We start from the raw sequence: 20,791 nt of genomic DNA on the forward strand, positions 1-20,791 counted from the left end.
CGCGGTCGATCCACTCACGAAGACAAGCTTGTCCGCCCGGACACCGGCCAAAAACCCTTCCCGCAGGGCTTCCTGCGAGGACAGACGGCCGTCGCCGCGCTGTTCTGCTCCCTCGGATTCCAGTACGCCACCTGGGCCGCACGGATCCCCGCGATCAAAACGGACCTCGGGCTGAGCGCCGCCGAGGTCGGCGTGCTGCTGATGGCGGCGGGAATCGGCGCGAGCGTGTCCTTCCCCCTCGTCGCGGTCCTCATGCGGCGCCTGGGCTCGCGGCGGCTCGCCCTGCTGTCGGCCCTCGGCCTGACCGCGCTGCTCCCGGCGCTCGCGGCGGCGCCCGGCTATCCGGCTGCCCTGCTGGTCGTGTGCGTCGACGGCGTCCTCGTCGGCTGCCTGAACACCGCGATGAACGCCCAAGGCGCCGCCCTGGAGGCCGGGTTCGGACGCAACGCCATGGCCCGCCTGCACGCGACCTTCAGCGGCGGCTCCCTCCTCGCGGCGCTCCTGGCCTCCGGCACCACCGCCGTGACCCCGTCGGTCACGGCGCACTTCTGCGCGGCCGCCGCCGTCCTCGTCCTGCTGATCGCCTACGCCCGCACCGGACTGCTGCCCGACGACGCCCCGGCGGCACCCGGCCCCGGGCCGAAGAAACCCCGGACCCGATGGACCGCCCTCTCCCGCACGACATGGTGGATGTGCTGCGCGATGGCCTTCGGCACCGTCACCGAGGGCGCCATGAACGACTGGTCCAGCCTCTACCTCAAGGACGTCGCCCGGGCGCCGGCGGAACTCGCCCCCCTCGGCATCGCCGTCGTCTCGGGAATGATGGTCCTGGCCCGGCTCTTCGCCGACCACTGGCGCGCCCGGTGGGGAGACCGGCGCGTCGTCCTCCTCGGCAGCGCCCTCGCCGGCACCGGACTGGCCCTCGCCCTCGCGAGCGGCGGCGTCGCCCCGGCCCTCATCGGCTTCGCCTGCGTCGGACTGGGCATCGCGGCCGTCACCCCGTGCGTGTACGTGGCCGCGGCACGCCAGGGACCGGACGCGCTGGCACTCGTCGCCGCGATGGGCACGACCGGCCTGCTGGCCGGCCCGCCCCTCATCGGCTTCGTGGCCAACGCGAGCGGCCTGACGTGGGGGATGGCGGTCGTCGCCGGCGCGGCCTGCGTCGTGGCGCTGTGCGGTACGCGTATCCGGTGGACGGCCGTGACCGGCTGACGGTACGGCCTGCGCGCCGCCCGGCGGCGGCCGGGGCACCATTCGTCCGCAGGCCGCAGCCTGCGGTGGAGAGTGGCTGGGGGGCACCTCCGAACAAGGAGGCGGGGGATCGATACGGCAGGACCCACACGGGGGACATGGCGGGTGCGGCCACCCGAGTGCGGGCAGCACGTCCCACGGCAACACTCGCTCCAGAAGGGACAGTTCATGCGCCGCACCGCCGCCGTCGTCCTCTTCGCCGCCATTCTCAGCACCGGCGTGATGCCCGCTCACGCCGCCGGTTCCACCATGGACGCTGCTCCCGTCGCAGTCCGTCCCATGCTCACCTGGGACCAGATCAAGGGTCGTTCTCTGGAAGATGTCGTCGAGCTGATGCCGACCGCACTTCGGCAGGAGACCCAGAGCAACCCGTTCTACCCGATGCTCAAGAATCTCAAGATGGAGAGCCTTCCGGGATTTCTCCAGGACCACATCAGGAATGCGATGACCCTCACCAGCTGACCTTCGAACGATCGCCGGTCATCAGCACAGCTGCACACTGATGGCCGTTCCGACGTGCCACAGCAGTGCGCCGCGTCGGTCGGCCATCAGGCAGCCTCATCACCACCGCCCGTTCCGGCCCGGTGACGAGTCCGACCACGGTGAGCGAGAGCGGGAATCGTCTTCACGCCGCTTTGACTGGCGCATGTAGGAAACTGCTGGCACTTGATCGAGATTGAGGCGCCGATCAGGCGCCCTTCTGACGAGAGGTGTCATGTGCCCAGTGTGGTGAAGATCAACGTCCTGACCGTCCCGGCCGAGCAGCGCGAGGTGCTGGAGCAGCGGTTCGCCGCCCGCGCCGGCGTGGTGGAGAGCTCCGACGGCTTCGAGTGGTTCGAGCTGCTGCGCCCGGTGGAGGGCACCGACCAGTACCTCGTCTACACGCGCTGGCGCAGCGAGGAGGACTTCCAGGCCTGGATGAACGGCCCGATGCGCGCCGCCCACCAGGGCCAGGGACAGGGCCAGGGCGGCGGGGAGGGTGCCGGCCGGCCCAGGCCCGCCGCCACCGACTCCACCCTGTGGTCCTTCGAGGTCGTGCAGCAGGCGGCACCGAAGGCCGACTGACCCCGCCCGGGCAGCGCGCTCAGCGCGTCGGATCCAGGGGCCCGACCGCCGGCCCGTGGTCCCCGGTCCGCCCCGCCCTCGTGCCCGGGACGTCCTCCGCCACATGGTTGGGGGAACCGCCGCCCACCGGCAGGCCCATGGCCCGGGCGACCTCCGCACGCAGCCCGGGCAGCCGCTTGTAGAGGGCGTTGCCCGGGCACTCGGTGGCGAGCGGGGTGCCCGGCTGGTTGAGGTCACGGTGCCCGACGAGCGCCGTCATCGGATCGAGCCCGTACCCGTGGCACAGCCACGCGCAGGTCGCGACGAGGGCCCGCCACTGTGCGGCGGGCGGCAGCTCGGTGACGTACGTGCCCTCGTTCTCGATGCCCAGGCACACGCTGTTCCAGTTGGCGACCTGCGCCCCGACGACCTGCTTGCGGCGGCGGATCGCCTCGGCGGAGCGGTACCGCCCTTCCATGAGGAACCCGCCCCGGCTGAGGGTCAGTTGCTGACCGATGTCGTTCCAGCCGTTGTGGCGCATGTGGTCGTCCTGGCAGTCCCGGGACAACTGGAAGGCGTGCTCCAGCGAATAGTCGGTGCTGTTCGGGTAGGCCATGTGATGCACCACGATCAGCGCGGGCCGGAACGGCTCCACCCTGACACCGGCGGGGTCCTGCGGCGGAACGGCCTTCCACTGCTCGCGGGTGTACAGGGTGGGGCGGGGGAAGGGACAGGCGACCGCCGGTCTCGGCGCCGCCTGCGCCCCCGGCGCGGACAGCACACCCCCGGCCACCACGGCGGCCCCGCCGGCGAGCGCCCCGCTCAGCAGACCACGGCGCCCCACCTGTCGTACGTCGGACTGTTCGGTCACCACTCGACCCCTTCCTGAGCACACCGGTGGTCCCGGACGGCGCTCCTTTGCGTTGTCGGTGCCCGGAACAGCCCCTGGGGAAAACCGCGGCCCCCGGTCGGTCCTGGTTGCCGCCCACTGCCGGGCGGGGCCGGGCGAGCCGTCCGGATCCCGCCCGGAGGCGGGCATTGCGAAGATCTCGGGTACACCGGGGCGTTCCCGGCGCCGGAGCTCGGTACGGTGGCCTCATCGAGTCGGCTGTTCGGGAGCCCGACGCGGGTGGTGAGGAGGCGCGTTGAACAACGCCGGGGACGAGCCTGTGCGGCTGCCGCAGCTCAAGCTGGACGAGCTGCTGGAGGAGCTCCAGTCGCGGCTGGACGCGGCACGCCGGACCGGGGACCGGGTCCACAGCCTCCTGGAGGCGGTGCTCTCGGTCGGGCGCGAGCTGGATCTGGAGCATGTGCTGCGGCGCATCGTGGAGGCCGCGACGGTCCTGGTGGACGCCCAGTACGGGGCCCTGGGGGTGATCGGCCCCGACGGCCGCACCCTCTCGGAGTTCCTGACCGTGGGCGTGAGCGCAGAGCAGATCGAGGCGATCGGCCCGTTCCCGCAGGGACACGGCATCCTCGGCGAGCTGATCCGCCACCCCGTGCCACTGCGCCTGGCCAAGCTCTCCGAGCACCCGGCGTCCTACGGCATCCCGCCCAACCATCCGCCGATGCACAGCTTCCTGGGCGTGCCGATCCGGGTGCGCGACGAGGTCTTCGGCAACCTCTACCTGACCGAGAAGCGCGGCGGCGCGGACTTCGAGGACGAGGACGAGTCGGTCCTCGCCACTCTCGCGGTGGCCGCCGGAGTCGCCATCGACAACGCCCGGCTGTACGAGGAGGCGACGCGCCGCGAACGGTGGCTGCGGGCCGGCGGGCAGGTCACCACGCGGCTGATGTCCGGCAGCCCGCAGGCCGATGTGCTGGTGGTGATCGCCGAGCAGGCCAGGGAGATCACGGGCGCCGAGCTGGCCACGTTCTCGCTGCCCGTGGACGGGGACGCGGCGCTGTCCGTCGAGGTCGCGGTCGGTGCCGGGGCCGACGCCCTGCGGGGCCGGGTGCTGCCGGCCGAGGGCACGCTGGTGGGAGCGGCGTACGGGCAGGGGGAGCCGGTCCACAGCCGGGACCTCGCCACGGACCCGCGCGACAGCGCGTCCCCCACGGCCCTCACCCGTCCTGGACCGGCCGTGGCCGTGCCCGTGAAGACCGGTGACGTGGTGCGGGGCGTGCTCTTCCTCGTGCGGGCCGGCGGCCGCCCGGAGTTCTCCGAGGAGGAGACCGAGCCGCTGCTGCGGTTCGCGGGGCAGGCCGCGCTGGCGCTGGAGCTGGCCGAGCGGCGCGCGGACGCCGAGCAACTGGCGCTGCTGGAGGACCGCGACCGCATCGCCCGCGACCTGCACGACCTGGCGATCCAGCGGCTGTTCGCGACCGGCATGACCCTGCAGAGCGCCGACCGCTTCATCGAGCACGACCAGGCGTCGGAACGGGTACGGCGGGCCATCGACGACCTCGACGAGACCATCAAGATCATCAGGTCGACGATCTTCGGCCTGCGCGCCCGCGAGGCCGCCCCCCAGCACGGACTGCGCACCCGCGCCGTACAGAAGACCGACGAGGCCGCCCGGGTGCTGGGCTTCGCCCCGAGCCTGCGGATGGAGGGCCTGCTCGACACCCAGGTGCCGCGCGCGGTCGTCGACGACGCGGCGGCCGTCCTGGAGGAGGCCCTCGCCAACGTGGCACGGCACGCCCGGGCGAGCTCCGTCGACGTCGCCGTCGTCAACGACGGCACGTGCCTGACCCTGACCGTCGCCGACAACGGCGTCGGCATACCCGGGGGCGACGGCCGCCGCAGCGGCCTGCGCAACCTCGCCGAGCGGGCCGCGCAGCACGGCGGCAGCCTCGACCTGACCGCGGCGCCCGGCGGAGGCACCGTCCTGACCTGGTGCGTTCCGCTGAGCTGAGCGGAGGGCCGGGGTGGGGCCCGGGGGGAAGCCCCTCTGCCGATTGCGGCTAGCGGTGCTCCCGCCGCCGGCCCTCCGCGCCCTCCGCCCGCGTCGCCTCCGTGGCGATCACGGCGGCCTGGATACGGCGCTCGACACCGAGCTTGGCCAGCAGCCGGGAGATGTGGTTCTTGACCGTCTTCTCCGACAGGAACAGCCGCTCACCGATCTGGCGGTTGGTCAGGCCGTCGCCGATCAGCGCGAGGATGTCGCGCTCGCGCGGGGAGAGCTCGGCCAGCCGCTGGTCCTCGGGCTCGCTCTCGGCCTGCTCCCCGCGCAGCGTGGTCATCAGCCGCGACGTGGTGGCGGGATCCAGCATGGAGTGGCCGGCGGCGACCGTACGGATGGCGTCCACGAGATCGGCGCCCTTGATCTGCTTGAGGACGTAGCCCGCAGCCCCCGCCATGATCGCGTCGAGCAGGGCGTCGTCGTCGTCGAACGAGGTGAGCATCAGGCACGCCAGGTCCGGCATGCGCGAACGCAGCTCCCGGCAGACCGAGATGCCGTCGCCGTCGGGCAGCCGGATGTCCAGCACCGCCACGTCCGGCCGCAGCGCGGGCCCCCGGGTGAGGGCGTGCGCGATGGTGCCGGCCTCGCCGACGACGGTGATGTCGTCCTCGGCGTCCAGCAGGTCCCGGATGCCCCGGCGTACCACTTCGTGATCGTCCAGCAGGAACACCCGGACGGGATGCTCCGGCGAGAACGCCCTTGACTGCTCCACCGTTCCTGGCTCCCTGTCCGTACCGCGCGCGTGCTTCTCCTCCTTCCGATCATGGGCCAAAGCCCCCGGCACCGCCATGGGCCGACCGGCCCTGCCCCTACTCGAAGCCCGCGGGGACGGCCAGCGGGTTGGGGACGGGGACGTAGCGGGGGTCGGTGCCGTCCGCGTCGATCCAGCGGGACAGGAGATTGGCCTTGCACGGGACCGTCGCCGCGGCGAGCAGCGCCTCGATCTCCGGGAGTCCGTGCTCCTTGGCGCACCGCCGGAACTCCCGTCGCGCCGCGGGCCACAGGCACTCGGCGGCCCGGGGGAAGCGGTGGGCGAGGACGTGCGCGATCTCGGTCAGGTTGTTGACGACGAGGCAGTACACCAGGCGCCGCCAGGCGGCTTCGCGGGGTGTCGCGGGGACGGCCTTGGCGCCCTCGGTGTCGCGGAAGACGGCCTGGACGGGGTGGCCGGACGGATCCACGGCGATCAGGGTGTTCTGGAGGTGGCACTCGACGGCGACGCCGTGCCGGGCGTAGGCGTCGAGGACGGGCGGGACGACGCGGCCCAGATAGGCCGACCACCACGGCAGCGGGTCGGTGAGGCGGTCGAGGGGGTTGCCCTCGAAGCCCTCGGTGAGCGCGGCGGCCAGCAGCGGGGTGGCGGCGGGCAGGACGTGGTCGTCCAGGCCGTCGCGGACGAGGACGGGGAAGGTCTCGTCGAGGCCGCGGACCGTGCGGTGCCCGCGTTCGCTCAGCCACGCCGCGGGTCTGTCCATGGCCCGGAAGGCCTCGGTGACCAGCGGGTCGGTGCGGCGCACGTGGCGCAGTTCGTGCCGTCGGATCCGCCGGACGTCGTTGGTGATCCGCACTTCGAGGCTGAACTTCAGGAACAAGTCCCCGGCCGCTCCGGGGCGTTCGGGTCTTCCGGGGACGTGGACGGTGCGCACCGAGGCCGTGGCCCGGGCGTTCCAGGGGGTGTGGCCCAGGTGGACGAGGCGGCCCTGGGCGAAGGCGGCGCGCACGGCGGGCAGGCGGTGGGTGAGGCCGAACTGCCAGGGGTGGGCGGGTAACAGGCGGTAGCCCGGAGGGGCTTGGCCCAGGGCGTCGAGGGCGCGGGTGTCGCCGTCGTCGAGCAGCGCGTCCTGGCGCACGCCCAGCAGGACGAGGGGGAAGCGGGCCCGGGCCTCGGGCGCGTAGCGCAGCCAGGTGCCGGGCGGGCCGCCGCCTCTGCGGGCCTTGGGGGCCGGGTGGTAGGGGTGGCCCATGACCAGGGCCTGTTCGGAGCGCAGCCAAGGGTCGTCGGGCGCGGTGGTGCGGGCGCGGGCGGCGAGGAGGGCCTCGACGACCGCGCGGCCGGCGGCCATCTCGGCGGCCAGGGCGGCATTGCGGCGTCCGGTGACCGCGTGCATCTCCTGGACGGTGAGGTCGACGAGGCCGGGATGGCGCAGGGGCCGCCAGGTGCCGCCGGTCCAGAGCTCGGGAGCGGAGGGCCGGTGGCCGGTGCGGACGCTCAGCAGTCGGCCGGTGACGCGCAGGCGGTGGACGGTGCGGCCGGCGGCCGGTTCCCCGGCCGGTGCGGCGGCTTCCCTCAGCAGGCAGTTGAGCAAGGGTGCCATGGCCAGGGCGTCGGCTTCGCGGGCGAAGGTATCCATCGGCCACCAGTATGTGTGGGGAACGTTTGTCTGCGGTAGGACAAGCGCGTGCCCCATACAGCCGCCGAGCGGGAGATCGCCGAGGAACTCCGGAGCGTTCGTCCCGAGCGGACGTCCGCCTACCTGGCCGCCCTGCGCGGGGCGCGGCCGGCGGTGCTGGCGCGGCTGTGGCGCGGGCTGGTCCATGAACCGCTGCCCTGGATCGTGGCCCGCGTGTCCGGGAGCGACGGTGTCACGCTGCGGCTGGTCGACGGGCGACGGCTGCACGGTCCGCCGTCGGATCCGTGGGCGACGGGAACGGCGGTCGCCGCCCTGGAGCTGGACGGTGTCCCGTACGACCATCCGGCCCGGTTGATGGCAGCGCTGCGCGTACCGGGCGGCGCGCGGTTCGCCGCCGAACTCGACCACAGCGTCGCGTCCATGGCGCTGTCCCGGACGGCCCGGCGTCCGGCCGGGCCCCCTGTCGAGCCCTGGGAATGGGAGCAGCGGTCACCGGACGGCCATCCGTACCATCCCGGCTGCCGCTCCCGGCCGGGTTTCTCGGCCGCCGAGCAGCTGGCCTACGCGCCCGAGCACCGGCCCGTGGTGGGTGTGCGGCTCACGCCCGTGACGGAGGCGACGGTACGGGGCCCGTGGCCCCCGGAATGGCGGGACGGCACCGCCGTGCTCGTCCCGGTGCATCCCTGGCAGGGCGCGCACGTCCTGAGCGGCCGGACCCTGCTCCACGGGCCGCGGGCCCATCCGCTGCTGTCATTGCGCACGCTCGCGCTCGACAGGACGCTGCACGTCAAGACGGCGCTGACCACCCAGCTCACCTCGGCGGTGCGGGACATATCGGCCTACTCGGTGCACTGGGCCCTGGCCACCTCGGAGCTCGTGGAGCGGGTCGCGGACCGCCTGGGCGGCCGGCTGCACATCGCGAGGACGCTGGCGGCGGCGGGGGCGGGCACACCGGACCTGGCGGCGGTGCTGCGGGAGTCGCCCTACGTCTACGCCGGAACGGGCGAACAGGTCGTACCCGTGGCCGAGTTGCCCGCGTACTTCGCCTCCCACAGCCCTCGCGAGCGCCTGGCACGGATCCACGCGTTCGCGCGCCTGGCCCTCGGTGTCTGCCTCGACCTGCTCGGCCTGGGAGTGGCCCTGGAGGCGCACGGGCAGAACCTGCTCGCGGTCGTCGACGCGCACGGGTGGCCCCGGCGGCTGGTCTACCGCGACCTCGCCGACATCCGCGTCAGCCCGGCCCGGCTGGTCCGGCACGGCTTCCCGCCACCGCCGCTGACCGGCCGGCTCCTCGACGACGACCCCACCGTCCTGCGCCGCAAGGTGCTCGGCTGTCTGATATCGGGCGCACTGGGCCCCCTGGCCGGGAACGCCACGACGCTGGGCACCCTCCTCGAAACCGCCACCCGCGCCCTCCCCCCGAGCCCGGACCTGCGGGCGCTGCGGACCGAGGAACTGCCGGTCAAAGCTCTCACGTTGATGCGGATGTCATCGGGCGGCGAGCAGTGGGCGCTGCTGCCCAACCCCGTCGTGGCCGACCCCGTCACGGCCGACCGGCGGAACTGACGCGCGCGTCTCCCGGACGCGGCCCGCAGCCGGACGCGGCCCGCAGCCGGGACGAAAGTCCTGCCCACGCCGGGACCAGGGGCCTGCGGCAGACGCCGCGAAGAGGACCCGGTCGGCGCCGCCGCGGACCCCGGCGGCCCTGTGCGGCGCGGACCCGCGCGACGACCATCGATGGTGGACGCCGGCCCGACCGCCGCGCCCGGCGTCGCCGACGATACGGAGACATGTGATGACCGCAGTGGCCGAACCGACCGTGGACACCTCCACCCAGCCGTGGCGCGGATTCGCCGGACAGGGCTGGCGCGAGCACATCGACGTACGCGACTTCATCCAGGCCAACTACACGCCCTACGAGGGGGATTCCGCCTTCCTCGCCGGGCCGACCGGACGCACCCGGGCCGTCTGGGAGAAGGTCACCGCCCTCTTCCCCGAGGAGCGCCGCAAGGGCGTCCTCGACGTCGACACCGCCACCCCCTCCACGATCACCTCGCACGCCCCCGGCTACATCGACCGCGACCGCGAACTCGTCGTCGGCCTGCAGACCGACGCGCCGCTCAAGCGCGCCATCATGCCCAACGGCGGCCTGCGCACGGTGGAGAACGGGCTGCGCGCCTTCGGATACGAACCCGACCCGTTCGTCAGCAAGGTCTTCGGCACCTACCGCAAGACCCACAACGACGGCGTCTTCGACGCCTACACCCCCGACATGCGCAAGGCCCGCAAGGCGCACATCATCACCGGCCTGCCCGACGCCTACGGCCGCGGCCGCATCATCGGCGACTACCGTCGCGTCGCCCTGTACGGCGTCGACCGGCTCATGGAGACCAAGCGGGCCGAACGGGCGGCCCTGGACCGGCAGCCCTCCACCGGGTCCGTGATCCGCGACCGGGAGGAACTCGCCGAGCAGCTGCGCGCGTTGGACGAACTCAAGCGCATGGCGGCCGGCTACGGCTGCGACGTCTCCCGCCCGGCCGCGAGCGTCCACGAGGCCGTGCAGTGGCTGTACCTGGGCTACCTGGCGGCCGTCAAGGAGCAGAACGGCGCCGCGATGTCGCTGGGCCGCACCTCGACGTTCCTCGACATCTATCTGGAGCGCGACCTGGCCGAGGGCCGTATCGACGAGGAGCGCGCGCAGGAGCTGATCGACGACTTCGTCATCAAGCTGCGCATCGTGCGCTTCCTGCGCACCCCCGAGTACGACGAGCTGTTCTCCGGCGACCCGACCTGGGTCACCGAGTCCATCGGCGGTATCGGCACCGACGGCCGCCCGCTGGTGACCCGCACCTCGTTCCGCTTCCTGCGGACCCTGTACAACCTGGGCCCGGCGCCCGAGCCGAACCTGACCGTGCTGTGGTCGCCGGCGCTGCCCGAGGGCTTCAAGCGGTACTGCGCGCAGGTCTCCATCGACACCAGCTCCATCCAGTACGAGTCCGACGAGCTGATGCGCCCGTGCACCGGCGACGACACCGCGATCGCCTGCTGCGTCTCCGCGATGGCCGTCGGCAAGCAGATGCAGTTCTTCGGCGCCCGCGTCAACCTCGCCAAGGCCCTGCTGTACGCCGTCAACGGCGGCCGCGACGAGCTCACCGGCGAGCAAGTGACCCCGCCCATGCCGCCGTTGGAGGGCGACTGTCTCGACTACGAGGAGCTGGCGGAGGCCTACGACCGCGTACTGGACTGGCTGGCGGCCACGTACGTCAACGCGCTGAACGTCATCCACTTCATGCACGACAAGTACGCCTACGAGCGCATCGAGATGGCGCTGCACGACTACCCGGTGCGGCGCACCATGGCCTGCGGCATCGCCGGCCTGTCGGTGGCCGCCGACAGCCTCTCGGCCGTCAAGCACGCCCGGGTGAAGGTGATCCGCGACGAGAGCGGGCTCGCCGTCGACTACGCCGTGGAGGGCGGGTACCCCGCGTACGGCAACAACGACGACCGCGCCGACGAGCTCGCCGCCCGGCTGGTCGGGTCCTTCATGGAGAAGATCCGCAAGCACCCCACGTACCGGGACGCCGAGCACACCCAGTCCGTGCTCACCATCACCTCCAACGTCGTCTACGGCAAGCACACCGGCAACACCCCCGACGGGCGCCGCGCCGGGCAGCCGTTCGCGCCGGGCGCCAACCCCATGAACGGCCGCGACCACCACGGCATGGCCGCCTCCGCCCTCTCGGTCGCCAAGCTCCCCTACGAGCAGGCCCGCGACGGCATCTCGCTGACCTCGACCATCACCCCCGCCGGACTGGGGCGCACCCCCGAGGACCGGATCACGAACCTGGTGGGGCTCCTCGACGGCTACATGACGGCCGGCGGCTTCCACATGAACGTCAACGTCCTGGACCGGGCCACCTTGGAGGACGCCATGGAACACCCCGAGAACTACCCGGACCTGACGATCCGTGTCTCCGGATACGCCGTCAACTTCGTGCGGCTCACCCGCGAACAGCAGCGGGACGTCATCAGCCGTACGTTCCACGGTGCCGCGTGAGCATCGACCGCACTCCGGCCCGGGCGGCAGCGCACTCCGCCCGGGCCGGGCAGGACACGGGCAGGGTCCACTCCTGGGACCTGTCCACGGGCGTCGACGGCCCCGGCACCCGCTTCGTGCTGTTCACCAGCGGCTGCCCGCTGCGCTGCCTGTACTGCCAGAACCCCGACACCTGGCGCAGGCGCGACGGCCGTCCCATGACCGTCGACGAGGTCATGGAGAAGGTCGGCAACTGCCGTACGTTCCTGACCGCTTCGGGCGGCGGCGTGACCGTCAGCGGGGGAGAGCCCCTGCTGCAACCCGCGTTCACCGGCGAGATCCTGCGCCGCTGCAAGGACGCCGGGCTGCACACGGCCCTCGACACCTCCGGGAACCTCGGGGACCGCGCCGACTCCGCCCTGCTCGCGGCCACGGACCTGGTGCTGCTCGACATCAAGTCCGTCGACAGCGCCACCCACCGCGGGCTCACCGGCGGCGACCTGGCCCCGACCCTGCGCTTCGCCCGCCGGCTGGACGGGCTCGGGGTGCCGGTGCGGGTGCGCTACGTGCTCGTCCCCGGCTGGACCGACGGCGAGGCCGACGTCGACGCGCTGGCCGCGTTCGTCTCCGGACTGTCCGTGGTCGAGCGCGTCGACGTGCTGCCGTTCCACAAGCTGGGTGCCGCCAAGTACGAGGCGCTGGGCATCCCCTTCCCGCTGCGGGACACCCCCACGCCGTCCCGGGAACTGGTGGAGCGGGTACGCGGGCAGTTCGGGGCACACGGGGTGCGGGCGGACTGAGCGCGGGCGGGAGGCCCTTGCCGGGCGAAGAGGCCGGGCAAGGGCAAGGAGGCCGGTCCCGTGCGCCGGGACCCCGCGTCACTGACACCCGTCCGTCGTCAGGCGGTTGACGACTCCGATCACCCCGTCCACCCGCCACGCGCGCCGGACCGCCGAGGCCACCGTCTCCGCGTGTCCGACGTGCCCGGCCAGGGTCACCATGCCGTCGGTGACGCACACGGTCACGGTGCCGGACGGCAGTCCCAGGGCGCGGCCGAGCACCTCGTCCGCGACCTCCGCGCGGATCTCCTCGTCCGTGCGCAGGAAGACCCGCAGCAGATCGTGCCGGGTGATGATGCCGATGAGGCGGTCCTCCTCGTCCACGACCGGCAGCCGGTTGACGCGGTGGCGTTCCATCACCCGGGCCGCCGCCGCGACCTGCTGCTCGGGGTGCACGGTCAGGGCGGGCGAGGACATCAGCCGCTCCAGCGTCACCGTGCACGGCCGGCCGTGGTCCCGGCGTGCCGCCTGCGCGGAGCTCCGCGGCAGCCGGGAGCGCAGGCGCGCCCGTACCCCGGCGGCCTGACGGCGTATCAGGTCCGCTTCGGAGACGACCCCGATCACCTTGTCGTCGTCGTCCACCACGGGCACCCCGCTCACGCGCCGCCGGTCCAGCAGCAGCATCAGATCCGCGAACGTGGTGCCACGGGACGCGTGGACGACGTCGCGCGTCATCACCTCACCGACAGTCCGGGACTTCACCGCTGGCCTTCCTCTTCGCCGGTTCCGCGCGCGGCGCCCTTCGCGGCGCGCCCCTCCAGCTTGGCCCGCGAGCCGCTCCCGCACAGGGGCCGGGCGTCCCGAACCGGGGGGGACGGTCCGCAGGGCCGACCGGACCGCAACGGCCCCTGGATCATGGCCCACCGGGCCGTTGCCGGGGACCACCGGCCCAGCGGGTGCGCCGGGCCCGTGCGCGAGGCTGGGAGCGAGGCGGTGAACGGTCCCCGCCCCGCCGCCCGCACCGGCCACGGGCCGTACGCCCGGGCCACCGCACCTTCCGATGACGGAGCCCCTCATGAAACGACACGACGCCGCACGCCGCAGCACGGGCGAGGCGCCCGCGAAGGCCGAGCCCGCCGGGGCCGCGACCTCCGGGACCGCGACCGCCGTGGGCCGCCTGGTGGCCAACGGGCAGCAGGCCCTGGCCGACTACGCGTCCCTGACCCAGGAACAAGTGGACCACATCGTCGCCAAGGCCTCGGTCGCCGCCCTCGACCAGCACACCGGACTGGCCCGCCTGGCCGTGGAGGAGACCGGGCGGGGCGTCTTCGAGGACAAAGCGGCCAAGAACATGTTCGCCTGCGAGCACGTCACCGACAGCATGGCGCGCATGAAGACCGTCGGCGTCGTCGCCCGCGACGAGACCGAGGGCATCGTCGAGATCGCCGAACCCGTCGGCGTGCTGTGCGCGGTCACCCCCGTCACCAACCCCACCTCCACCACCGTCTTCAAGGCGCTGCTGGCGCTCAAGACCCGCAACCCGGTGATCTTCGCCTTCCACCCCTCCGCGCAGCGCTGCAGCGCCGAAGCCGCCCGCGTCGTACGGGACGCGGCCGTCGCGGCGGGCGCCCCCGCGCACTGCGTGCAGTGGATCGAGACCCCCTCCGTCGAGGCCACCGGCGCACTGATGAACCACCCCGGCGTCGCACTGATCCTCGCCACCGGAGGCAACAGCATGGTCAAGGCCGCCTACTCCGCGGGCAAGCCCGCGATCGGCGTCGGCGCCGGAAACGTCCCCGCCTACGTCCACCGCAGCGCCGACCTGCGCCGCGCCGTCAACGACCTCGTGCTCTCCAAGTCCTTCGACAACGGCATGATCTGCGCCTCCGAACAGGCCGTCATCCTCGACGCGGACATCTACGACGACGCGCTGGGGGAGTTCCGCACCCTGCACGCCCACCTCGCCACCCCCGAGGAGAAGCGCAAGCTGGAGGCGTTCCTCTTCCCCGCCGGCCCGGACGGCGCCGACGGCACCCGCGTCAACCCCGCGGCCGTCGGCCGCAGCCCGGCGTGGATCGCCGAACAGGCCGGGTTCGGCGTGCCCGCCGACACCTCCGTCATTCTCGCCGAGGCCGCGCACGTCGGCCCCGACGAACCCCTCACCCGCGAGAAGCTCTGCCCCGTCCTGACCGTCCTCCGCGCCTCCTCGCAGGCCGAGGGCTTCGAACTCGCCGCCGCCATGGTCGACTTCCACGGACAGGGCCACAGCGCCGTCATCCACACCGCCGACCCCGCGCTCGCCGAGGAGTACGGCCGGCGCATGAAGACCGTCCGCGTCATCGTCAACTCCCCCTCCTCCCAGGGCGCCATCGGCGGCGTCTACAACCAGCTGCTGCCCTCCCTGACCCTCGGCTGCGGCTCCTGGGGCAGCACCTCGGTGTCCGACAACGTCTCCGCCGCCCACCTGCTCAACATCAAGCGGGTCAGCGCCCGCCGCAACAACCTGCAGTGGTTCAAGGTCCCCCCGAAGATCTACTTCGAGCCGCAGTCGATCCGCTACCTCGCGGCCATGGCGGACGTGCACCGGGTCACCGTCGTCACCGACGCCACCATGACCCGCCTCGGCTACGTCGACCGCGTCACCGCCGTCCTGCGGCACCGGCAGCAGCCGGTGACCGTCCAGATCATCGACAACGTCGAGCCCGAGCCGAGCATCGACTCCGTGCGGCACGGCGCGCGGCTGATGCGGGACTTCCGCCCCGACACCATCATCGCCCTCGGCGGCGGCTCCCCCATGGACGCGGCCAAGGTGATGTGGCTGCTGTACGAGCAGCCCGACATCGACTTCCACGACATGCGGCAGAAGTTCTCCGACATCCGCAAGCGCGCCTTCCGCTTCCCCGAACTCGGCAAGCGGGCCCGGCTGGTGTGCGTACCCACCACCTCCGGCACCGGCGCCGAGGTCACCCCGTTCGCCGTCATCTCCGACCCGGCCACCGGCCGCAAGTACCCGCTCGCCGACTACGCGCTCACCCCCAGCGTCGCCATCGTCGACCCGCTGCTGACCAAGGACCTGCCGCCCGCGCTCGCCGCCGACAGCGGCTTCGACGCCCTCACCCACGCCACCGAGGCGTATGTGTCCGTCTACGCCAGCGACTTCACCGACGGGCTCGCCCTGCACGCGATCCGGCTGATCTTCGAGAACCTGGAGCGGGCGGTGGGCGACCGGGCCGCCTCGCCCGAGGCCCGCGAGAAGGTGCACAACGCGAGCACCATCGCCGGCATGGCCTTCGGCAACGCCTTCCTCGGCATCGTCCACGCCATGGCCCACACGCTCGGCGCCACCTTCCACATCGCGCACGGACGCACCAACGCGATCCTGCTCCCGCACGTCATCCGCTACAACGGCACCGTCCCCGGCAAGCTCACCGGCTGGCCCAAGTACGAGCACTACCGCGCCCCGGAACGCTTCCAGGACATCGCCCGCACCCTGGGCCTGCCCGCGGACACCCCGGACGAGGGCGTGGCCTCCTACGCGGCCGCCGTGGAACGGCTGCGGGACGCCGTCGGCATCGAGCCCTCCTTCCGCGCCGCCGGCATCGACGAGAAGGTGTTCACCGACGCGCTGCCCCGCCAGGCCCTCAACGCGTACGAGGACCAGTGCGCGCCCGCCAACCCGCGCATGCCGATGCTCGACGACATGCAGGACATCATGCGCGCCGCCTACTACGGACAGCCCGTGCGGTGAACCGCGCACACCGGTGGGCCCGACGCCGCAGCGGGGCGTCGGGCCCACCCGCGCGCCGGGGCGCTACGAGGCGCGACGGGCACGGGCGGACGCGACGAGGGCCCGCGCCCGCGGCGTCGGGGCGCCCTCGGGCCCGTAGCCGAAGCGGATCAGGAACTGCGGACAGCGGCGCGGACGGCGCACCAACTGCTCCCGCAGGTCCGGCCATTCCAGGGCCTGGTACAGCGCGGAGGTCCGTACGCCGCGCGCCGTGGCCAGCAGCAGCGCGCGCTCCAGGCCCTGCCCGGCCCGCAGCCAGTCCTCCGGCCCGTCCTCCCGCGTCCACAGCAGGGCCAGCTGCGCGTGGCGTTCGAAGCGCACCGGGCGCGGGGCCGGGAAACGGACGGGGATCCCGGTGAAGTCCCGCATCGGGATGCGCCGTGCCGCGTCGGCGGGCCCGAGCGCGTCCACGGGCACACCGAAGGGCCCGGAGTCGCGGGGCACGACCCAGGCCCGGCTCTCGGCGGTACGCCGCCAGTCGGCCTGGTTGCGCTGCTCGGCCTCGGCGGTCAGCCGCAGCATCCTCCTGGTCTCGACGACGTCGGGGACATGCAGCCGGCCACCCTCGACGCGCACCCCGCTCGCCATCTCCGCGATGATCTGCTCCGGCACGGGGCGCCCCGTGAAGGGCAGCCGGCTGGTGCGGCGGCGCGCTATCGCCTCGTACAGGGCGGGCATCACCGGACCCTGGGCATCCGGGTCGGTCAGCAGGACCCGGGCGAGCAGATCGGGGTCCTGGGCGTCCGGCAGCAGCCGTACCTCGGGCGCCCAGCCCAGGTGCCCGGCCGCCACCCGCAGATTGAACACCGCGGCCCCGACGGACAGATGGACCGCGCGCAGCGCCGGATCCGCCAGCGGCAGCCGGCGCTGCGGCGCGGCCCGCACCTCCACGGCCGGGGTGCGCGGATCGAGCCGGAACCGCCAGGGCTGGGAGTTGTGGATCGACGGCGCGGCCACCGCCGCGCACAGGAGCTTCTCGACACGGGCGGCGTCGATGTCCGGGACGGGCATGGGCGGTCCTTCCTCTCCGGGGCCCGGTCACCGGGCCGGGCGCGCCTCCCAGCCTCCGCCGCGGAAGACCCCCGCGGCCAGGGACCAGGGACCCCGGCGGCCGGGAGAGCGGCCCTCCTCCCCGGGCCGGGGCGGCCCGCCCGGGGCCGCTCGGCGGGCACAAGGGGCCGCTCGGCCCCTGGCCCCGGGGCGGCGGGCCCGGACAGGATGGATCAGGCCCCGCCACGGCGGGGTGAGCACCCGAGTACGGAGCACGTCATGACCGACCACGACAAGGCCGGAGCACCGAAGACCGTCACGGTGTTCCTCCTCGACGACCACGAGGTGGTGCGGCGCGGCATCCACGACCTGCTGTCCGCGGAACCCGGCATCACCGTGGTGGGGGAGGCGGCCACGGCCGCGCAGGCGCTCGTGCGCGTCCCCGCCCTGCGCCCGGACGTGGCCGTCCTCGACGTCCGGCTGCCCGACGGCAACGGCATCGCCGTCTGCCGCGAACTGCGCTCGCAACTGCCCGGCCTGGCCTGCCTGATCCTCACCTCGTTCGACGACGAGGAAGCACTGCTGGACGCGATCCTCGCCGGAGCCTCGGGCTACGTCCTCAAGCAGATCAGCGGCAACGACCTCGTCGGCGCCGTACGCGTCGTCGCCTCCGGCGAGTCCATGCTCGACCCCGGCACCACCAGCCTGCTGATGGCCCGGCTGCGGGGCGAGCGGCAACAGCACGACGAGGAACGGGAATTGCCCGAGCTCAGCGAGCGCGAGCTACAGGTGCTGGAACTGCTCGGGGAGGGCCTGACCAACCGGGAGATCGGCGAACGGCTCTACCTCGCGGAGAAGACCGTCAAGAACAACGTCTCCCGGCTGCTGGCCAAACTCGGCGTCGAACGCCGGGTGCAGGCCGCCGTGATCGCCTCCCGGCTCCCGGAACTGCGCGACGAGCAGCCCGCACGCGTGGTGATCCCCCGGCCCAGAGGCTGACGGCCGGCACCGGTAGTCGGTGACGAAGAGGCGCCCTGTGCGCCTCTTCGCGCGTGTACGGGCGGGGGCGGGCGTGTACGGGCGTGGCGGGCGCGTCGGGCGCGTCGGGCGCGTCGGGCGCGGTCCCGGAGGTCCCGGCCCGGGCGGCCGTGCGGGCCCGGCGACGCGGGCCCCGCGGACCCCGACCGGGCCCCGTTCGCCGCTCGTTGCCCGTGGTGCGGGCGTGACACGGTTGAAGTGTCAGCCGGTGACGTCCCCCAAGGAGGCGGACACCGGACTCCGGAGGGCGAGCGCATCCGGCACGCCGGAGCCGACGCCCGTCGCTCCTGTTCCAGGAGAGCCATGAACTTCCACGTCGATTCCGAGGCCGGCCGACTGCGCCACGTCATCCTGCACAGGCCGGACTTGGAACTCAAGCGGCTGACCCCCACCAACAAGGACGACCTTCTCTTCGACGACGTGCTGTGGGTCAAGCGGGCCCGCGAGGAGCACGACGCCTTCGCCGACACCCTGCGCGACCGCGGGGTGCAGGTGCACTACCTCAGCGACCTGCTCACCGAGACCCTCGCCCGCCCCGCCGCCCGTACGCTCGTGCTCGACCGCGTCTTCGACACCCGGGAGTTCGGGCCGCTGGCCGTCGACGCCCTGCGCACCGCCTTCGACAAGCTCCCGCCGGAGGAGCTGACCGGCTGCCTCATCGGCGGCGTCACCCGGCGCGAGACCACCCCGTACCTCGGCACCGCCCGCAGCCTGCGGCTGCACACCCTCGCCCCGGACGACTTCGTCCTCCCGCCGCTGCCCAACCACCTGTTCACCCGCGACACCTCCTGCTGGGTCTACGACGGCGTCAGCGTCAACCCCATGAAGAAGCGGGCCCGCCGCCGCGAGACCGTGCACTTCGAAGCCATCTACCGGCACCACCCGCTGTTCGAGAAGCAGGAGTTCCACCACTGGACCGGCGGCCAGGCCGACCACCCCGCGACGATCGAGGGCGGCGACGTCCTGGTCATCGGCAACGCCGCGGTCCTGGTGGGCATGAGCGAACGCACCACACCGCAGGCCGTCGAGGCCCTGGCCCTGCGGCTGTTCGCCGCCGGCTCGGCACGGCGCGTCGTGGCCCTGGAGATGCCCAAGAAACGCAGCTTCATGCACCTGGACACGGTGATGACGATGGTCGGCGGCGACACCTTCACCCAGTACGCCGGACTGGGCATGCTGCCCTCCTGCACGATCGAACCCGGCGCGCACGAGGGCGAGTTGTCCATCACCGACCACGCCCCGCAGGACATGCACCACGCCATCGCCGACGCCCTCGGCCTGCCCTCGGTCAAGGTCCTCACCGCCACCCAGGACGTGCACTCCGCCGAACGCGAGCAGTGGGACGACGGCTGCAACGTCCTCGCCGTCGAGCCCGGCGTCGTCGTCGCCTACGAACGCAACGTCACCTCCAACACCCACCTGCGCAGGAACGGCATCGAGGTCATCACCGTGCGCGGCAGCGAACTCGGCCGCGGGCGCGGCGGACCCCGCTGCATGAGCTGCCCCGTCGAACGCGACGCCGCCTGAACGCTCCTACGCCCCACCCCCACTCGGCCAACTTGCCCTATTTGTCAGGAGATACCGTCATGGCCGTCAACCTGCGTCACCGAAGCTTCCTGAAGGAAACCGACTTCACCCCCGCCGAACTGCGCTTCCTGCTGGACCTGGCCGCCCAGCTGAAGGCCGCCCGCACCGCCGGCACCGAACAACAGCGGCTGCGCGGCAGGAACATCGCCCTCATCTTCGAGAAGACCTCCACCCGCACCCGCTGCGCCTTCGAGACCGCCGCCCACCAGCAGGGCGCCCATGTCACCTACCTCGACCCGGCCGGCGCGCAGATCGGCCACAAGGAGTCCATCAAGGACACCGCCCGCGTCCTCGGCCGGATGTACGACGGCATCGAGTACCGGGGCAGCGGCCAGGCCGTCGTGGAGGAACTCGCCGACCACGCCGGGGTACCGGTGTGGAACGGCCTGACCGACGACTGGCACCCCACCCAGTCCCTCGCCGACGTGCTGACCATGTGGGAGCACACCGACAAGCCCCTGCGCGAGGTCTCCTTCGCCTACCTCGGGGACGCCCGCAACAACGTCGGCAACTCCCTGCTCGTCGCGGGAGCCATGTTCGGCATGGACGTGCGCATGGTCGGACCCGAGAGCCTGCGCAACGACCCCGATGTCGTCAAGGAGGCCCAGCGCGTCGCCGAGACCACCGGGGCCCGCATCACCCTCACCGAGGACCTCGCCGAAGGCGTCGCCGGCGTCGACTTCCTCTACACCGACGTGTGGGTGTCCATGGGCGAACCGAAGGAGATCTGGGACGAGCGCATCGCCCTCCTCGCCCCCTACCAGGTCAACGCGGCCGTCCTCGAAGCCACCGGCAACCCCCGGGTGAAGTTCCTGCACTGCCTGCCCGCCTTCCACGACAGCGGCACCACCGTGGGCGCCGAGATCCTGGCCCGCACCGGCATGACCGGCCTCGAAGTCACCGACGAGGTCTTCGAATCCCCGCACTCGGTCGTCTTCGACCAGGCGGAGAACCGGATGCACACCATCAAGGCCGTTCTCGTGGCCACCCTCGGCGACTGACCGCCCCGACCGCGAACCCAG

At 72.9% G+C, this 20,791-nt stretch carries 16 protein-coding genes; 11 read left to right on the forward strand and 5 right to left on the reverse strand.

From position 1 onward, the window contains the following. The first annotated feature begins 72 nt into the window (after window positions 1-72). The 3 genes from ACFP1Z_RS11675 to ACFP1Z_RS11685 all read left to right on the forward strand — a co-directional run bounded on the left by ACFP1Z_RS11675 (window position 73) and on the right by ACFP1Z_RS11685 (window position 2,316). Window positions 73-1,212 (forward strand): MFS transporter, encoded by a 1,140-nt coding sequence (locus tag ACFP1Z_RS11675; RefSeq protein WP_390316299.1) that lies wholly within the window; start codon window positions 73-75, stop codon window positions 1,210-1,212. Between the two features lie 207 nt (window positions 1,213-1,419). Further along, window positions 1,420-1,713: a hypothetical protein gene (locus ACFP1Z_RS11680; protein WP_390316009.1), complete on the forward strand. Its 294-nt coding sequence runs from the start codon at window positions 1,420-1,422 to the stop codon at window positions 1,711-1,713. A 255-nt stretch (window positions 1,714-1,968) separates the two neighbouring features. Beyond that, window positions 1,969-2,316, forward strand: coding sequence for an antibiotic biosynthesis monooxygenase family protein (locus ACFP1Z_RS11685; RefSeq protein WP_390316011.1), 348 nt, complete (start codon window positions 1,969-1,971; stop codon window positions 2,314-2,316). Between the two features lie 19 nt (window positions 2,317-2,335). Here the strand turns inward: ACFP1Z_RS11685 and ACFP1Z_RS11690 are convergent, their stop codons facing one another. Beyond that, window positions 2,336-3,166, reverse strand: coding sequence for a peptidoglycan recognition protein family protein (locus ACFP1Z_RS11690; RefSeq protein WP_390316012.1), 831 nt, complete (start codon window positions 3,164-3,166; stop codon window positions 2,336-2,338). 274 nt (window positions 3,167-3,440) lie between these two features. Here ACFP1Z_RS11690 and ACFP1Z_RS11695 point away from each other — a divergent pair, with 274 nt between their 5' ends. Next, window positions 3,441-5,153 carry a sensor histidine kinase gene (locus tag ACFP1Z_RS11695; protein ID WP_390316013.1) on the forward strand — a complete coding sequence of 571 codons (1,713 nt, stop codon included), beginning with the start codon at window positions 3,441-3,443 and terminating at the stop codon, window positions 5,151-5,153. 49 nt (window positions 5,154-5,202) lie between these two features. Here the strand turns inward: ACFP1Z_RS11695 and ACFP1Z_RS11700 are convergent, their stop codons facing one another. Both ACFP1Z_RS11700 and ACFP1Z_RS11705 read right to left on the reverse strand, forming a co-directional pair. Beyond that, window positions 5,203-5,913, reverse strand: coding sequence for a response regulator (locus ACFP1Z_RS11700; RefSeq protein ID WP_390316014.1), 711 nt, complete (start codon window positions 5,911-5,913; stop codon window positions 5,203-5,205). 97 nt (window positions 5,914-6,010) lie between these two features. Further along, entirely contained in the window at window positions 6,011-7,552 is a 1,542-nt protein-coding gene (locus ACFP1Z_RS11705) for an IucA/IucC family protein (RefSeq protein WP_390316015.1), read from the reverse strand. A 48-nt stretch (window positions 7,553-7,600) separates the two neighbouring features. On the opposite strand from ACFP1Z_RS11705, the gene ACFP1Z_RS11710 reads away from it, so the two are divergent. From ACFP1Z_RS11710 to pflA, 3 genes are all read left to right on the forward strand, one after another. Beyond that, window positions 7,601-9,118, forward strand: coding sequence for an IucA/IucC family protein (locus tag ACFP1Z_RS11710; RefSeq protein ID WP_390316016.1), 1,518 nt, complete (start codon window positions 7,601-7,603; stop codon window positions 9,116-9,118). Window positions 9,119-9,347: 229 nt separating this feature from the next. Then, on the forward strand, window positions 9,348-11,609 hold the full coding sequence (gene pflB, locus ACFP1Z_RS11715; protein WP_390316017.1) for a formate C-acetyltransferase: 2,262 nt from the start codon (window positions 9,348-9,350) through the stop codon (window positions 11,607-11,609). 2 nt (window positions 11,610-11,611) lie between these two features. Continuing rightward, window positions 11,612-12,388, forward strand: a complete 777-nt coding sequence (pflA, locus tag ACFP1Z_RS11720; protein ID WP_390316300.1) for a pyruvate formate-lyase-activating protein — start codon at window positions 11,612-11,614, stop codon at window positions 12,386-12,388. A 78-nt stretch (window positions 12,389-12,466) separates the two neighbouring features. Here pflA and ACFP1Z_RS11725 read toward each other — a convergent pair whose 3' ends face one another. Then, window positions 12,467-13,129: a CBS domain-containing protein gene (locus ACFP1Z_RS11725; RefSeq protein WP_390316019.1), complete on the reverse strand. Its 663-nt coding sequence runs from the start codon at window positions 13,127-13,129 to the stop codon at window positions 12,467-12,469. 313 nt (window positions 13,130-13,442) lie between these two features. On the opposite strand from ACFP1Z_RS11725, the gene adhE reads away from it, so the two are divergent. Further along, window positions 13,443-16,115 (forward strand): bifunctional acetaldehyde-CoA/alcohol dehydrogenase, encoded by a 2,673-nt coding sequence (adhE, locus tag ACFP1Z_RS11730; RefSeq protein ID WP_390316020.1) that lies wholly within the window; start codon window positions 13,443-13,445, stop codon window positions 16,113-16,115. Window positions 16,116-16,178: 63 nt separating this feature from the next. Here the strand turns inward: adhE and ACFP1Z_RS11735 are convergent, their stop codons facing one another. Then, window positions 16,179-17,165 carry an Acg family FMN-binding oxidoreductase gene (locus ACFP1Z_RS11735; protein WP_390316021.1) on the reverse strand — a complete coding sequence of 329 codons (987 nt, stop codon included), beginning with the start codon at window positions 17,163-17,165 and terminating at the stop codon, window positions 16,179-16,181. Window positions 17,166-17,423: 258 nt separating this feature from the next. Between ACFP1Z_RS11735 and ACFP1Z_RS11740 the strand changes: the two genes are divergently transcribed. From ACFP1Z_RS11740 to argF, 3 genes are all read left to right on the forward strand, one after another. Continuing rightward, the gene (locus tag ACFP1Z_RS11740) at window positions 17,424-18,143 is read left to right on the forward strand and encodes a response regulator (RefSeq protein ID WP_390316022.1); all 720 of its coding nucleotides are present in this window, start codon (window positions 17,424-17,426) and stop codon (window positions 18,141-18,143) included. Between the two features lie 342 nt (window positions 18,144-18,485). Then, window positions 18,486-19,709, forward strand: a complete 1,224-nt coding sequence (locus tag ACFP1Z_RS11745) for an arginine deiminase (protein WP_390316023.1) — start codon at window positions 18,486-18,488, stop codon at window positions 19,707-19,709. Window positions 19,710-19,768: 59 nt separating this feature from the next. Beyond that, the gene (argF, locus tag ACFP1Z_RS11750) at window positions 19,769-20,770 is read left to right on the forward strand and encodes an ornithine carbamoyltransferase (protein WP_390316024.1); all 1,002 of its coding nucleotides are present in this window, start codon (window positions 19,769-19,771) and stop codon (window positions 20,768-20,770) included. Window positions 20,771-20,791 lie beyond the last annotated feature (21 nt).

It is taken from the genome of Streptomyces gamaensis (genome assembly GCF_042656465.1).
Lineage (GTDB): Bacteria > Actinomycetota > Actinomycetes > Streptomycetales > Streptomycetaceae > Streptomyces > Streptomyces gamaensis.

Bases quoted from the DNA above. Each gene is read 5' to 3' on its own strand.
- ACFP1Z_RS11745 (WP_390316023.1), top strand. From the start codon at position 18,486: ATGAACTTCCACGTCGATTCCGAGGCCGGCCGACTGCGCCACGTCATC.
- ACFP1Z_RS11735 (WP_390316021.1), bottom strand. From the start codon at position 17,165: ATGCCCGTCCCGGACATCGACGCCGCCCGTGTCGAGAAGCTCCTGTGC.
- ACFP1Z_RS11705 (WP_390316015.1), bottom strand. From the start codon at position 7,552: ATGGATACCTTCGCCCGCGAAGCCGACGCCCTGGCCATGGCACCCTTG.
- ACFP1Z_RS11740 (WP_390316022.1), top strand. From the start codon at position 17,424: ATGACCGACCACGACAAGGCCGGAGCACCGAAGACCGTCACGGTGTTC.
- argF (WP_390316024.1), top strand. From the start codon at position 19,769: ATGGCCGTCAACCTGCGTCACCGAAGCTTCCTGAAGGAAACCGACTTC.
- adhE (WP_390316020.1), top strand. From the start codon at position 13,443: ATGAAACGACACGACGCCGCACGCCGCAGCACGGGCGAGGCGCCCGCG.
- ACFP1Z_RS11680 (WP_390316009.1), top strand. From the start codon at position 1,420: ATGCGCCGCACCGCCGCCGTCGTCCTCTTCGCCGCCATTCTCAGCACC.
- pflB (WP_390316017.1), top strand. From the start codon at position 9,348: ATGACCGCAGTGGCCGAACCGACCGTGGACACCTCCACCCAGCCGTGG.